This is a genomic window from Paenibacillus polysaccharolyticus (assembly GCF_023714295.1).
Taxonomy (GTDB): domain Bacteria; phylum Bacillota; class Bacilli; order Paenibacillales; family Paenibacillaceae; genus Paenibacillus; species Paenibacillus polysaccharolyticus_A.
Map to the genome: position 1 here is coordinate 53269 of NZ_JAMAUN010000016.1, position 13968 is coordinate 67236.

The following is a 13968-nucleotide window of genomic DNA, read 5'->3' on the forward strand; positions in this document are numbered from 1 at the left end:
TACCGGCCTACGATGAAGCTGATAAGGGTCTGAATTGGGTTGCATATGCAGTTTACTTGTAAGTTATTTTCATATTTACACATCCATGGTCGGATGACAAGTCATATTTATACAACATTTTGGGTCATCTGAGAAGGTATACAATCATCAAGATAGCTGACTATAACACTTTTTAGTGGAACTTGTTTATCTACGTGGCAACGTTGGTTAGCGTGTGAGTGAATTATAATGCCAGGAGAGTTGCGTTACTCAGGAGAGCAATGTTAGGTATAGCACAAAAACAAAAAAATGACGAGTCAGGAACAAGTCCCTCCTCGCCACTCATGATATCTTTGGAATAAAGGTCACTCCTTACGAGTTCACCTTATCACTTTTAACCCTATTAAAAACTTTATGGATTTACAAATACCGTTTTGAGCTTCGCGATATACTGCACATCAAAGCCCAGACCTTCGGCTACCATAGCCACAGGTACATACGTTTTGGCTTCTTTGCCTACTTTGTTCAGGAAGGCCGGAGTGTCCACTGCAACGGATGCGCCGTTCACTTTCACGGCATTCGCTCCGATCTTCACAGCTACTGTGCGGTCACCGTAGGTAATGGTTGCCGTTGACGTTTTGTTATCCCAAACGGTTTTGGCACCCACCGCATTTACGATATCCTGGATCGCGACGAAGTTTTTGCCGTTACGAATAACCGGTTTATACGGTGTGTTCAACATCTTGCCACTTACGATGATGTTCATCGGCTGGCCTGCATCTGGCGCGGTCAGTTTCGTGTAGTCGCCCCAGATTGTTTTCGCAAACTCTTCAGCAATAGCAGCATATCCAAGCTGATTCGGGTGGAAATCACGATTTTTGATCATATGTGTCATCGTGCCTTCACCGCCCACAAAATCTTTGGCTACATGGGCTACTTTCACATCTGCACCCTTAGCCGTGAACTGAGCAGCAATGCCATCAATCGTTTGTGTGAATCCTTGGGAAGCCTGCATCAGCTTGGCATACAGCTCTTTGCCCGCTACTTCCGGCATCGGCTGATACTGGTCAGCAATAACAATCCGGGCAGATGGATTAATCTCATGAATATCATTAATGATAGCAGTAACATTGGTTGTATACGTTGATAGCAGCTCTTTCACTTTCTCTTGCAGCTCTTGGTCGCTCATCGTAGTCGCTGTACCAAGGAGCTCCGAAACATCATTGCCGCCAATCGTCATCGCAACGAGGTTAGCCTGTGCAATGCTTTCACGGATCGCAGCCGTATTAGCTCCGATCTGTCCCACTCTTGGATCAGGCAGACTCGGTTGAATGGCTTCAGAAGTCAGCGTCTTGCTTTCCTTAATCGCATCGGTGAAGTTCTTCAAACCGCTCGTTTTAAGTCCAGCGATGCCGAAGTTATCTACTTGTGTGCGCCCATGGAGCAAGCCTTGTTCTTGCAAACGCTCAACGTAACCGTAAGGCAACGTAGTCATTTTGGGCTCATATCCTACGGTAATAGAATCACCCAATGTGACGATCCGGAACTCTTTGGTTACCGCAGTAGCATCTTTCTTGGTTGCCGTAAGCGATGCTTCATTTGAAGCCACAGGTAATACGCCCGTTTTGGCATCGGCAGCATGTGCCGGTAATGTGGACGGCGTAAGTAGCAGCATACCTGCCAGCATGCTGGCACTCAGCCCTGCGGCGGTGTTTTTCCAAATACGTTTACGCTTCATTCTTGTGAACACTCCTTTAGTTAAATCCAGCATTTACACGATTGTATAGTACACCATTCATTCCGATGACATATGCTTGTGTACCTCTATTCTATCACTACAAATATAGCTTTGTCCTCTTGCCTAAATGTGCGCGCAAAATAATAGACTTCCCTATGCCGGGAAGTCTATTATTTTTAGAATCCGTCTCTATCGTATGAGAGCAATCCTATTGAGAATGTATATCCTTATGATGGTATGTCCATTAATGTTCATATGTTTCCTGTATGTTACGCTTCGCTATCCGATCCTGAATTTCTAACTTGCTCTCGATCCGCACGCTGACCTGGCTTCAGTCCGCCGTCCGCCTTCGATTTCTGTCCGGTAGCACGATCCAAATACCGGTCATATCGATCATCCAGTTCACGAGCCATCGTACGAAACTTTAACGTTTCCTCCACAATCGGATCTCGTTCTGTCTGAATACGCACCTCGTACTTCGGAGGAATGAGCTGACGTTCTTGCTCTTCAGCATCACCGGACGCTTCCATATCTCCTTCCGTCAGCATGTCGCTAAGCCGTCGTTCCAGTTCTTTGGATTCATCCATCGTTATTCGCTCCTTTGATATAATAGTATATAAGTTAAACTAAAGATTTTACACAGTCCACTCCGATGACAGAATAGCCTTGAGGGTAGCTGTTATCCCCAGATTTTTTGAATTCCCTTTTCCAAAGGGAATAATCCGGTGATAAGCGTATGCTTCCGATGCAACTTTCTTGCAGAAAGCTTTTAGGCGAACGCTTCGCTTTTCCAGGTTTTTTCTGTCCCCTTCGTTAACGTGTAAAAGAATAGTTCAAATTATATAAGTAACTTATACCAAACCAAAGCTGCCTTCAGATTACTCCAGTCCGGTAGCCTTAGCTTCTTTAAGTACATCCGTCAACGCCTCATGAATCTTGCCATTGCTGGCAACGATATGATTCACGGCTAGCGTATATGGTGTTCCGATCGTATCGGTCACCTTACCACCGGATTCCGCAACGAGTAGCGCACCTGCAGCAATATCCCAGGGCTTGAGGCCAACTTCCGTGTAAGCACTCAGGCGACCAGCAGCAACATAAGCCAGATGAATGGCAGCTGACCCGCCTGCACGCAGATTGCGTACCTGCGGAGCAAGAGCTTGAACAGCGGCCATATTCAGTGGCAACGCAAACGTTGTATCCGCCGGGAAGCCTACCGCCACGAGGCTCTGCGTTAGGGTTTCCTCACCCGATACCGTCATCCGGTTTCCGTGCACATAGGCTCCTTTTCCCTTTTCCGCAACAAACAATTCGTCTCGGGAAGGATCGTAGATGACACCCACAATCACTTCACCCTTATGCGCAAGCGCAATAGACACCGAATAGAATGGGAATCCGTGCACAAAATTCGTCGTTCCATCCACCGGATCAACAATCCAGAGGTACTCTTCCTCTGCTGCTTCTTTCAGCGCTCTTGCTGAAGCTTCCGGCCCCGGTTCAACTCCCTCTTCCCCGAGAATAGCGTGGTCTGGAAAATGGGTCAGAATCAGGCGGCGAATCATCTGCTCTGCCCCTTTATCCACTTCGGTCACCAGATCCTGAGGAGAATACTTCGTTCCGAGTTCACTTACTGTACCCAGACGGCTCTTGATCCACTCGCCCGCTTTGGACGCAGCATTAATGGCAACGGCAGTATAGCTTTTGCTTGTCACGACATAAGGTACCTTTTCCTTTTCACTCAAAGCGTTCACTCTACTTTCTATATCAATCTACGAAAAAGTTAAAAATACTTTTTAGAAGTATACGTCTGAGGATTCGTAAAGTTTCTTGCTGTCCAAGCCCCTTTTGGCTTCACGGATGAATTCGTACCGTGGACTCGTCCACCCATTCAACACCTTCATCCTGATAAAAGGCCAGTTTCTGCATCAGCTGCACCAGGGCTTCATCCTTGCGCTTCGCCTCGATCATGACATCAAGGGCCGGTGTATCCGCTGCAATATGGCGCAGAAAATCAAGTATGGGCTCAACCTCCACTCCATCCGCATGACCACGAGGGTCCTTTTCGCTCTTCGGGCTGGATACATGGATTTTGGGGACTAGAGGTCGATCCGGCGATGCGTCGGCCTGGGCCAGCGGTGATTGCCAGGTCTTTAAAATATCCGGCCACAGCTCCCATGGTTGCTCGCCTTCGTTGTTCACCCACTGGTGATGAATATCCAGTACCATTGGCAACCCGAGGTTCTGACATACCGCCAGTGTCTCAGGTGAATTGAAGGTTTTATCATCATTTTCAAGCGTCAGTCGCTCCTGGATGTCTCGGTCCAGCTTCAAAAAATTATCCTCAAAACGCCGTGCAGCCGAGGGCTTGTCCCCGTATGCACCACCGATATGAATATTGTTCTTGGCTGTCGCATTGAGGCCCATGGCATCCAGCATTCGGACATGATGACGAAGATCCTTCATCGAGTTACGCAACACCTCTTCGCGAGGGGTGCTTAGTACGGTAAAATGATCCGGATGAAAGGATACGCGCATCTGATTTTCCTTCACGAAGTCGCCAATGGCTTCGAAATCCGGTTTCAGTGCCGGAAACGGGTCCCAGTCACTCAAATCTTCATGGGTAGCCAGTGGAATTAATTTCGAAGAAAAGCGATATACATGAATATGGCTACCTTTGTTGTGCCGGAGCAAACGTAAGGTATTGTGCAGGTTCTCGGCTGCAATGCGTTCCAGCTTGCGAATCGCCGCTTCCCTGTCTCCGATTTTATTAAAACTGGCCATTGTCATCGTCTTGGAAGGCGAAGCATTCTCCACCAGCACCGACATCGCCACGTAACCGAAACGTACAAGCATGAATTTCTTCCTCTCTGTTTAGGACGGACAGACTTGCACGACTGAAGACAGCCGCGAAGTTAACCCGACATGGTATATAACCAAGTTTTACCCTAAACAGGGGAGCGTAATCCCGCGATTGCAAATCCGGCCGATCGCTCTCTTACAGGAGCTAGACCGTATGAGGCTCTATGATCATACCCATCGGTAGACTCTAACCCTCAGCCTGTTCCCCAAAGAACATCTCATCGGCAAGCGCCGTCTGGACCCGTGATTCTTCCTCGGTCAGCTTGCGAATAAGCTGCATCTCTACTTCCGTTACTTCTTGGTTCTGAAAGTTGATTTCCGCAATGGAAGCCACAATTTTCACAATAGCCACCGCGACATTGTCCGGAGTGTAGGCAATGACTTTTTGCCCGGTTGGAAACACCCGGAAGCCTTGTTTAACCATTTTACCGCGACCATATTCTAGCAGTTCGAAGAGCTCCTGCTCGCTTTTGAATTTACATACGGAATTAAACTCTGTCTGAAATCCCATGCACATTCCTCCCAATCTCCTGATAGTGGAAATCTAGCTTGGATAACGGATCGTCCAGGCTATGCCTGAACGCCGTTTTCGTAATTCAGTGCCTGCTTGCGGTTATACCGCTCCAGTCCCAGTTCGATCATGCGATCCAACAATTCGGCATACGACACACCTGTCTCGCGCCACAAGAGCGGGTACATGCTGTACGGAGTGAAGCCAGGCATCGTGTTCACTTCGTTAATCAGCAGCGCTCCATCCGACTTGCGAATGAAGAAATCTGCACGAGAGATGCCGTTACCCTCAATGGCACGGAACGCCTGCAATGCCGCTTCACGAATGCGATCTGCTGCCTCAGGGTCCAGTGGTGCAGGAATCAGCATCTGGGACTGACCGTCGATATACTTGGCTGCATAATCGTAATACTCACCAGAAGAAACAATCTCGCCTGGAACCGAAGCCATCGGTTCATCATTCCCAAGAACACTAACCTCGACCTCGCGTGCTTCCACAAATTCCTCAATGACCACTTTGGTATCATACCGGAGTGCAAACTCAATCGCTGTTTTCAGTTCATCGCGGTTACGCGCTTTGGAAATACCTACACTGGAGCCAAGGTTAGCCGGTTTGATGAAACATGGATACCCCAGCTGATCTTCAACCTGTACGATCATTTCGTGTTCGGTCTGTCTCCATTGTGTCGCGTTAAAATACGTAAAGGCACACTGGTCAATCCCGGCTTGGGCGAACAGCTTTTTCATCACGACTTTGTCCATGCCGCCTGCCGATGCCAGCACGCCTGCACCTACATACGGCATATCCGCCATCTCGAACATACCCTGGATTGTTCCATCTTCACCGAACGTACCGTGCAGCAGCGGAAACATGATGTCCAGCGCTTCTGCTCCACCGTATAAACGTGCGAATAATGCATTCAGCGCGTCCTGTGTGCCCCCTGCCGAGCTTTCCAGCTTCAAATCTTCAATGCGTGCAAAGGGTGCATGCATTACCGCTCCTTTTTTCCACGTCCCCTGCTTGGAGATATAAAAAGGAACCAGTTCATACTTTTCGTAATCAAATGCACTTGTTACAGCAAACGCCGTTTGCAGCGATACCTCGTGCTCGCCCGATTTTCCGCCGTATACGACGCCTACTTTTAATTTATCCATACTCATGCGTAACCTCCGATTATATCTGTACGTGATGCTATCTGCGCAGCCGTTACAAGCGATTGCCCCGCTGCTTCCGGTCTCTGTTCTTATTTTACACGGAACCGGCTATCTACGTCACCGAATCTCGCAAATCTTTCCCTGTTAAAATTCATCCGCGATATGAAAAAGCCGGTATATCGTCCGCTCCGTCCAGGCATAGGAATCCCGGTAATCCCAGTAACGATGGCGACTGCTCACCGTATGTGCGTTCACCAGCGGCATCCCCCCCGCGTCAAAAGCGGTAACAACCGTGCTGTGCTGGAACCTCCCATCGCCGTCCCAGTCATAGAAAATGACATCTCCGAGCATAAGCTGCTCAGGACGATCCACCTCGGTGGCCGTCAGCCCCCAGCTGCTACCCGATAGATATCTTGCCAGACTGTTGGATACAGCCCAGCTGTAACTCCACATTTCCGCGCCGTTCACATATCCTTTATACCACCAGCCCGCTTCTCTTTTACCAGTATAGTGGATGGGTGCTTCCCCTGCAAAGAGACACTGGGACACATAATTCGTGCAGTCCACATCGAATTCTTCATACGCCGGATTGCCTGCATTCCACCATCGATCTGCGTAGGCCACAGCCAGATCCCGACGATAAATATGCCTTTTGGAACTTCTTCCTTGACCCAATACTTCCCGATTCAGAAGCGGCCGATTCACCGCCTGTACAAAATCAGCTTGTTGATACGGACGTCCTTCTCCCGCTGGACGGCGCTCCGGCACTTCTCGTTCCACACGCGCTATACTCCAGTGCCCATTTTCACGCAAAAAGGTTAATCGTTCCCGTTCGATCCGATCTTCCCGGTGGGTGATGCCGCTTTTCTCATAGAACAACCTGCTGTACAGTTGCACTTCCACTACCGCTTCATCAGATCCATCAATGAGTGTACGCACAAGCTTGGCGCTAGTCTCGCTACGAAGAGGTACGGCACGCCGTTTGCGGTACCATTCATCCAGTCTTGCCATGCGTTCTCCCCGTTCCACCACAAATTCAGGATCGGTTACGATCCGTTCACTCGTCTGTGGACGGTAATCGATCTCACAGCGATTGTACTGGTTGACGTACGTATATAAGGCACTCTTCCATTCGCGTTCCAAGCTTGTGTCCCCCTTTGGCATGAGTTCAGTCTGCTCCTATTATTCATATGAAGGGAATATCGGTTGTATGTGCACAGCTCAAATGACGCACCTAAATCTATGACCTGAAAAGATCAAAATCAATCACGTTCATACCAGAATGTAGAAAACGCCTTCATCCTTCCAAACGCTTGCTTGCACAGGCAAAAACCCCTTTACGTACGGATGTGAAAACGGTATACTTAGAACTAAAGTTATGATTATGAAATTATGTTTCACCTGATGAAACCACTGAACAAGAACACGGAACGGTGAAGGCCTGTTCTTCATTTAGAAACGAACGTTTTCTTCATCTCACCGACACATTTTAAGGAGGTACATGTATGTCAGCCAAGAACCATTTCTCCGCCGCTCGTACGCTTGAGGTTGGAGGCAAGTCTTACCGCTACTACAGTCTTGATGCTCTTCAGGAAGGCGGCCACGGCGACCTTTCCAAGCTTCCCTTCTCGATTAAAGTGCTGCTTGAAGCAGCGATTCGTCAATTCGACGGACGTGCTATCACCGAAGAACACGTTAAACAACTGACCGGCTGGGCAGAAGGCCGTGATAATAATAAGGAAATTCCGTTTATTCCTGCGCGGATCGTATTGCAGGATTTCACGGGTGTACCGGTTGTTGTTGACCTTGCAGCAATGCGTGACACCGTGAAAAAAGCAGGCGGCGATCCGAAACAGATCAACCCGCTCGTTCCCGTTGATCTCGTTATTGACCACTCCGTTATGGTTGATGCTTTCGGAACCAGTGATGCACTCGATTACAATATTAAGGTCGAATTCGAGCGTAACGAAGAGCGTTACCGCTTCCTTCGTTGGGCACAGACGGCATTCAATAACTTCCGTGCTGTTCCACCATCCACAGGGATCGTTCACCAGGTTAACCTGGAGTACCTTGCTTCCGTGGCTGCAACCAAAACGGTTGATGGCGAAACGGTTGTATTCCCGGATTCCCTTGTAGGCACAGACTCCCACACCACCATGATCAACGGTCTCGGCGTTGTCGGCTGGGGTGTAGGTGGTATCGAGGCCGAAGCAGGTATGCTGGGCCAACCGCTTTATTTTGTAACACCAGACGTTATCGGTTTCAAATTGACAGGTAGCCTGAGCGAAGGCGCAACAGCAACTGACCTCGCGCTCACCGTTACCCAAATGCTTCGTAAAAAAGGCGTTGTCGGCAAATTCGTTGAGTTCTACGGACCAGGCCTTGCCAACATTGGCCTTGCTGACCGTGCAACAGTTGCCAACATGGCACCGGAATACGGCGCAACAATCGGTTTCTTCCCTGTAGACAGCGAAACACTGAACTACCTGCGTAGCACAGGACGTTCCGACGAGCAAGTAGAACTGGTTGAAGCTTATTACAAAGCTCAAGGCATGTTCCGTACTTCCAGCACCGTTGATCCGGAATTCACGGATGTAATTGAACTGGATCTCGGCTCCGTTGTACCAAGTCTTGCAGGACCAAAACGTCCACAAGACCGTATTGAGCTGACTCAAATGAAAGAAAACTTCAACAGCATCATCCGTACTCCTGTCGACAAAGGTGGATATGGACTGAGCGATGAGAAGATTGAACAAAAAGTGCCTGTGAAGCACCCTGACGGTTCCACTACTGAGATGAAAGCTGGAGCTGTAGTCATCGCGGCGATCACAAGCTGTACGAATACATCCAACCCTAGCGTTATGGTCGGCGCTGGTTTGCTCGCGAAAAAAGCGGTTGAACTTGGTCTCACTAAACCAGGATATGTGAAAAGCAGCTTGACTCCAGGTTCCCTCGTCGTTACCGAGTATCTGGAAAAAGCAGGTCTGATCCCTTATCTCGACCAACTCGGATTCAACGTTGCCGGTTACGGCTGTGCAACATGTATCGGTAACTCCGGTCCACTGCCGGATGAAGTGAGCGAAGCGATTGCTGCCAACGATATGACTGTAGCGGCTGTATTGTCCGGTAACCGTAACTTCGAAGGCCGTGTACACGCACAAGTAAAAGCCAACTATCTGGCTTCTCCACCGCTGGTTGTTGCTTACGCACTGGCAGGTACAGTTGATATTGACTTCGAAACCGATCCAATCGGTCACGACCCAAATAATCAACCTGTATTCCTGAAAGACATCTGGCCTAGCTCCGAAGAGATCAAGGATGCGATTGCAAGCTCCCTGAATGCACAGATGTTCCGCAACAAGTACGAGAACGTATTTACTGCCAATGAGCGTTGGAACCAAATTGCTGTACCGGAAGGCGAGCTGTACGAGTGGGACCCGAACTCCACTTACATCCAGAACCCGCCATTCTTCCAGGAGCTTGGTGACAAGCTGAATGACATCTCCGATATCCGCGCTGCACGTGTAATGGCACTGCTAGGTGACTCCGTAACAACGGACCATATTTCACCAGCAGGTAACATTGCTCCGTCCAGTCCAGCTGGATTGTATCTGAAAGAGCATGGCGTAGAGCGCAAAGATTTCAACTCCTACGGTTCACGCCGTGGTAACCATGAAGTCATGATGCGTGGTACATTCGCCAACATCCGTATTCGTAACCAGGTAGCTCCAGGTACTGAGGGCGGTATTACGAAATACTTGCCAACAGACGAGGAAATGTCCATCTACGATGCTTCCATGAAGTATCAGGCTGAAGGACAGAACCTCATCGTTATCGCAGGTAAAGAGTATGGTACAGGAAGCTCCCGTGACTGGGCAGCCAAAGGTACGTTCTTGCTCGGCGTCAAAGCGGTTATCGCGGAAAGCTTCGAGCGGATTCACCGCAGTAACTTGGTGGGCATGGGCGTTATGCCATTGCAATTCCAGGAGGGTCATGGCTGGTCCAGCCTCGGCCTGAACGGACGTGAGACGTTTGACATCACAGGTCTGAGCAATGATGTGAAACCAGGTCAAGAATTGAAAGTAACCGTAACTCGTGAAGACGGTACACAGTTCGACTTCCCTGTTATTGCTCGTCTGGACAGCATGGTTGATGTGGATTACTATCACAACGGTGGTATCCTGCAAACGGTACTGCGTCAAATGATGAAAAAAGCGTAATCCCTTAATCTTTCATGGGATAAAATGATATAGCAAAGCCCCGCTTCATGTGCATACTGCACGATGAAGCGGGGCTTTTTAAAGCTGAGTATTGAGACGGGACTCGGGTTTAATGTTGTTGCTTTTCGTTAGTCATTTTTGCTTTGTTGTATTCATTTTCCTTTGCTTTTGATACTTTCCTGCTGCAATCTGTTCAAAAATCGATCCTGATTCCCACCTCTGAATCATCCAGCGGTTCAGGTATACGATAGATTCCCCTGCTTTTCAACTTTTCGACGTTGATCCAATCCACAAAGTCATCCCCGCCGTAACTGCGAATAAACACCCCATATTCCAGTTCATCATCGAAATTAATCGATTCCATATATTGAGTGAACGGATGTTTATCTTCAATGCTTTGCAGAAAATCAGAAAATTCATTTCTCCACGCTTCGATCTGCTCTGCATACTGGTCAGGGACATAATAATAGAAACCGTCAGGAGTGTAATACGAAATTTTCATAATCATTCGATCTGCCTCCTAGAGTTTCAGAATAGCCATACCTTCCTTCAGTTGTTCAGAAACAGCCGTATAATACTCAATTCTATCTGCAAGCTCGTGTTCAGTTTTATGTACCAGATAATATGAATACTTCTGCATCAACTCATGCTCGTTCAACTCAATGGGCAGGTGAATGATCTCATAATAATCTGGATGCTCTGAGTTGGCATAATAACGATACCCTCTTTCGCATCGGCCAATATTCATAACCGTTTTGATAACCAATAATTCATCACGCGTGAAGCTACGAATCTGTGTGGATCTCTCCTTTTCCAACGCTCGTATGGCCTGTTCCTCTTCTTGTCTATGTGTTGCGTCTGCGATCTCACTTTCGATAGCGATCAGCGCTCTCATTCGTCCGGCAAGCTGTTTAGCTAACACAATCAAAGCGAGCCATCCTCCAAGTATAGTGAGCAAACAGGTAATAGGTGAATCGTCTTTTCTTTATCTCATTAGATGTCTCTCCACTACAACGATGAAGAAGTATCACAAAATGCTCCGCTTAAAACTACTCAAATCAATGCTCTAGAGTGTAACTTTCAGGTGAAAATCCCCGCTGGCGAACGAAGCAAAATTGTATCCGTCGCAGGAACGTTTCTGAAGTTAAGAAATCAATGTCAATGACACCGTCAGCCAAAATGCTAACGACTCTAACGATCATGTGGAGCCTTATTGGGCGCCAAATAGGCCTTGTGAAATTCTAACGATCCGTAGGAACGCTATTGAAGTAAATCCTCCCCGATCTATCCCGATTTCAGCTAAAATTGAGAAAATAGCGTTTCTGGTGATCGTTAGAATTTATAACTCGGCAAAATCAGCCAAATAAGGTCTGTCATGATCGTTAGCGCCGTGAGGGGACAAAACACTGAAATCTAAAGGGTTAGATTTAGGGGTTGCGGGGGTTAGGGGTTGCGAGGGTTGCAAACTCCCCGCCACCTCTGTGCCTTTATAAAAAAACTCACTCTCACGCATCGCTACAACTGTGCGTTCATAAGGAGATTCGCTTAATGTCCAATATAATGTGAGGATTGATCGAACAGTTGCATGGTTCCCATCATCAGAAATAAACACGACATGACGATCAAAGTTGCTCCTATCCACCTCGATAGAAAACGACGATCCTTGATTTGCTGATCTGTGGCACCTGTTGTACTCTGCGGATAAACCAGAAACATAAACCCCGCACTAATCAACAGCACAGCGATAATAATCAGTGTAATCCCTCCTTAGGCAGGCCACGAAACACGGGCTTCTCTCCCACAGTTATCACGATCACTCTTTCGCTTAATTACTCTCCTAGGATTCTCATTGTGATTCTCAGAGTTAATCTCCTGTGATTCTCGTCGTCAGTCGCTTAATTATTCACCACTACTCTCGATCTTCCCCCAGTGAATAGCCTGTTCAATATCAGTAACACGATATACAACACATATCCGATCATTCCGCCAAGTGTATTCAGCATAAGATCATCCACATCAAAGATACCCATCCCTGTCAGCAACTGTGTCACTTCATATCCCAAACTAAGTAGAAAGGATAGAAACAGTACATGAATTCCGGCGAAAAAAGAATGGCGTACGAAACCCGTCATCCATACACCGAACGGTACAAATGCAAGAATATTGCCTACCAAATGAATGGCTGTTCCTGGCCGGTGATGAATGGAGAGACTATGCCAGTCTCGTTTGATCTCCTGAAACGGCGTCAGATTTACAGTACGTGTATGGATCAGATCCGGCTGACGCAGGAGCGCCATGAGTCTGTCCCATACCAGTCCTGCATCCACGGGTCCTCCTTTAAATAAAATCAGTTTGGTCAGCAAATAAAGATAAATTACGAATAGGGCAATCCAGAGGATTCGAAGTGGATTGGGCTTTATCTCATTGCGATAATGACTATGATTCTTATGACGCTGGTTGTCATCAAAAAGTTTGATTTTTTTATCGTTTTTTTGACCCTGTTGTCTAACCTGCTCGTTCGGCTTGTTCTGTCTCATGCTGTCTCTCCCCCCTCCATCAGGCCGCCTGTGATACATTTACTGACCTTGTATAGAATGTTGTTTCACTTGTAACTCCCGTTCAGAACCCAATCATCAAGAGGATTTATCAACCGTAACAATAACTCCTTGCATATTATCACCGGAGATGTCATAGGCATCATTCTCTGGCAGATAAACTTTCGCACCCTTCGACACTTGATAATAATGGATATCATATGTAATGCCGCCCAGATCAACGCTAACGTCTTTTTTTTCTCTTAACATCTCCAGATACTCTTCCAAGACCATCTGATTCTTGTACATCACCGCACTGTGCGGCATGCCAACATATCTGAAATGCCAGGGTTCATACTGGATGCCTGTCACGTTCACTTTATCCTTGGGATATCGCAAAATAAAACCGTATTTCCACGCGTTTTTCTCCAGCCATGCTCCCTCAGGAGCCTCACTCATGGGAGCAAGACTGGAACCTATATCTAGCGATAACCCCAGATTGTGCTCGCTGTAACCCGCAGGCAACGCGTAGTCTGAACCCTTTTGCCGATACAGCTCGTCCTGCTTCTCAAAATCTCTGTACCCGCTACTCATCAGAAAATAGCGCACTCCCTCTTTACTGGCAGCTTCAACCATCTTCTGAAATTTTGCTGTGACCTCGCGAGACAACATCAACGTCTGATCCATGATGCCATAGCCTTGAAGCAGGTCTTCCTCGTCAGCTATATGTACAATATCGGAGCGAACACCTTCCGGATGTATCGGATGCTCTGAATTAACTAAGACCAGGCTGCCTTTATGTATTTGCTGTTTCATTTCTTGTGTCGCAGCTTCCCGGTACCCCGTGTATTTCTCATCGGTGTCCAAAATAACAATCGGCAACTCTTCTTTCTGCGGCAAAGCTGCTGTTGATTGCGTTACGATATATCCAATCAAAATAATGCATATCAGAAAGCCCCACTTTTTCATGATT

Annotated in this window: 12 protein-coding genes; 1 reads left to right on the forward strand and 11 read right to left on the reverse strand. The window is 47.6% G+C overall.

The annotated features are described in order from the left end of the window. Positions 1-391: 391 nt before the first annotated feature. The 7 genes from M3629_RS26155 to M3629_RS26185 form a co-directional block, all read right to left on the reverse strand. On the reverse strand, positions 392-1717 hold the full coding sequence (locus M3629_RS26155; RefSeq protein WP_251511567.1) for a stalk domain-containing protein: 1326 nt from the start codon (positions 1715-1717) through the stop codon (positions 392-394). 269 nt (positions 1718-1986) lie between these two features. After that, positions 1987-2304 carry a hypothetical protein gene (locus M3629_RS26160; RefSeq protein WP_251511570.1) on the reverse strand — a complete coding sequence of 106 codons (318 nt, stop codon included), beginning with the start codon at positions 2302-2304 and terminating at the stop codon, positions 1987-1989. Between the two features lie 291 nt (positions 2305-2595). Next, complete coding sequence (locus tag M3629_RS26165; RefSeq protein WP_244159478.1) at positions 2596-3459, reverse strand: inositol monophosphatase family protein; 864 nt, start codon at positions 3457-3459, stop codon at positions 2596-2598. 109 nt (positions 3460-3568) lie between these two features. Then, positions 3569-4570, reverse strand: coding sequence for a UV DNA damage repair endonuclease UvsE (uvsE, locus tag M3629_RS26170; RefSeq protein WP_251511571.1), 1002 nt, complete (start codon positions 4568-4570; stop codon positions 3569-3571). Between the two features lie 193 nt (positions 4571-4763). Continuing rightward, complete coding sequence (locus M3629_RS26175; protein WP_251511573.1) at positions 4764-5087, reverse strand: hypothetical protein; 324 nt, start codon at positions 5085-5087, stop codon at positions 4764-4766. Positions 5088-5146: 59 nt separating this feature from the next. Continuing rightward, the gene (locus tag M3629_RS26180; protein ID WP_251511575.1) at positions 5147-6247 is read right to left on the reverse strand and encodes a D-alanine--D-alanine ligase; all 1101 of its coding nucleotides are present in this window, start codon (positions 6245-6247) and stop codon (positions 5147-5149) included. A gap of 138 nt (positions 6248-6385) precedes the next feature. Continuing rightward, positions 6386-7384 carry an amidase domain-containing protein gene (locus tag M3629_RS26185; protein WP_435368276.1) on the reverse strand — a complete coding sequence of 333 codons (999 nt, stop codon included), beginning with the start codon at positions 7382-7384 and terminating at the stop codon, positions 6386-6388. A 362-nt stretch (positions 7385-7746) separates the two neighbouring features. Here M3629_RS26185 and acnA point away from each other — a divergent pair, with 362 nt between their 5' ends. Continuing rightward, positions 7747-10461, forward strand: a complete 2715-nt coding sequence (acnA, locus tag M3629_RS26190; protein ID WP_251511580.1) for an aconitate hydratase AcnA — start codon at positions 7747-7749, stop codon at positions 10459-10461. A 193-nt stretch (positions 10462-10654) separates the two neighbouring features. On the opposite strand, the gene M3629_RS26195 is transcribed toward acnA, so the two are convergent. The 4 genes from M3629_RS26195 to M3629_RS26210 form a co-directional block, all read right to left on the reverse strand. Beyond that, a complete protein-coding gene (locus M3629_RS26195; protein ID WP_251511582.1) occupies positions 10655-10969 on the reverse strand; it encodes a hypothetical protein in 315 nt (104 codons plus the stop codon). Positions 10970-10981: 12 nt separating this feature from the next. Further along, positions 10982-11389, reverse strand: coding sequence for a hypothetical protein (locus tag M3629_RS26200; RefSeq protein WP_251511585.1), 408 nt, complete (start codon positions 11387-11389; stop codon positions 10982-10984). A 967-nt stretch (positions 11390-12356) separates the two neighbouring features. Next, complete coding sequence (locus M3629_RS26205; RefSeq protein ID WP_251511587.1) at positions 12357-12998, reverse strand: VanZ family protein; 642 nt, start codon at positions 12996-12998, stop codon at positions 12357-12359. A gap of 96 nt (positions 12999-13094) precedes the next feature. Next, entirely contained in the window at positions 13095-13964 is an 870-nt protein-coding gene (locus M3629_RS26210) for a M15 family metallopeptidase (protein ID WP_251511589.1), read from the reverse strand. Between the last annotated feature and the right edge of the window lie 4 nt (positions 13965-13968).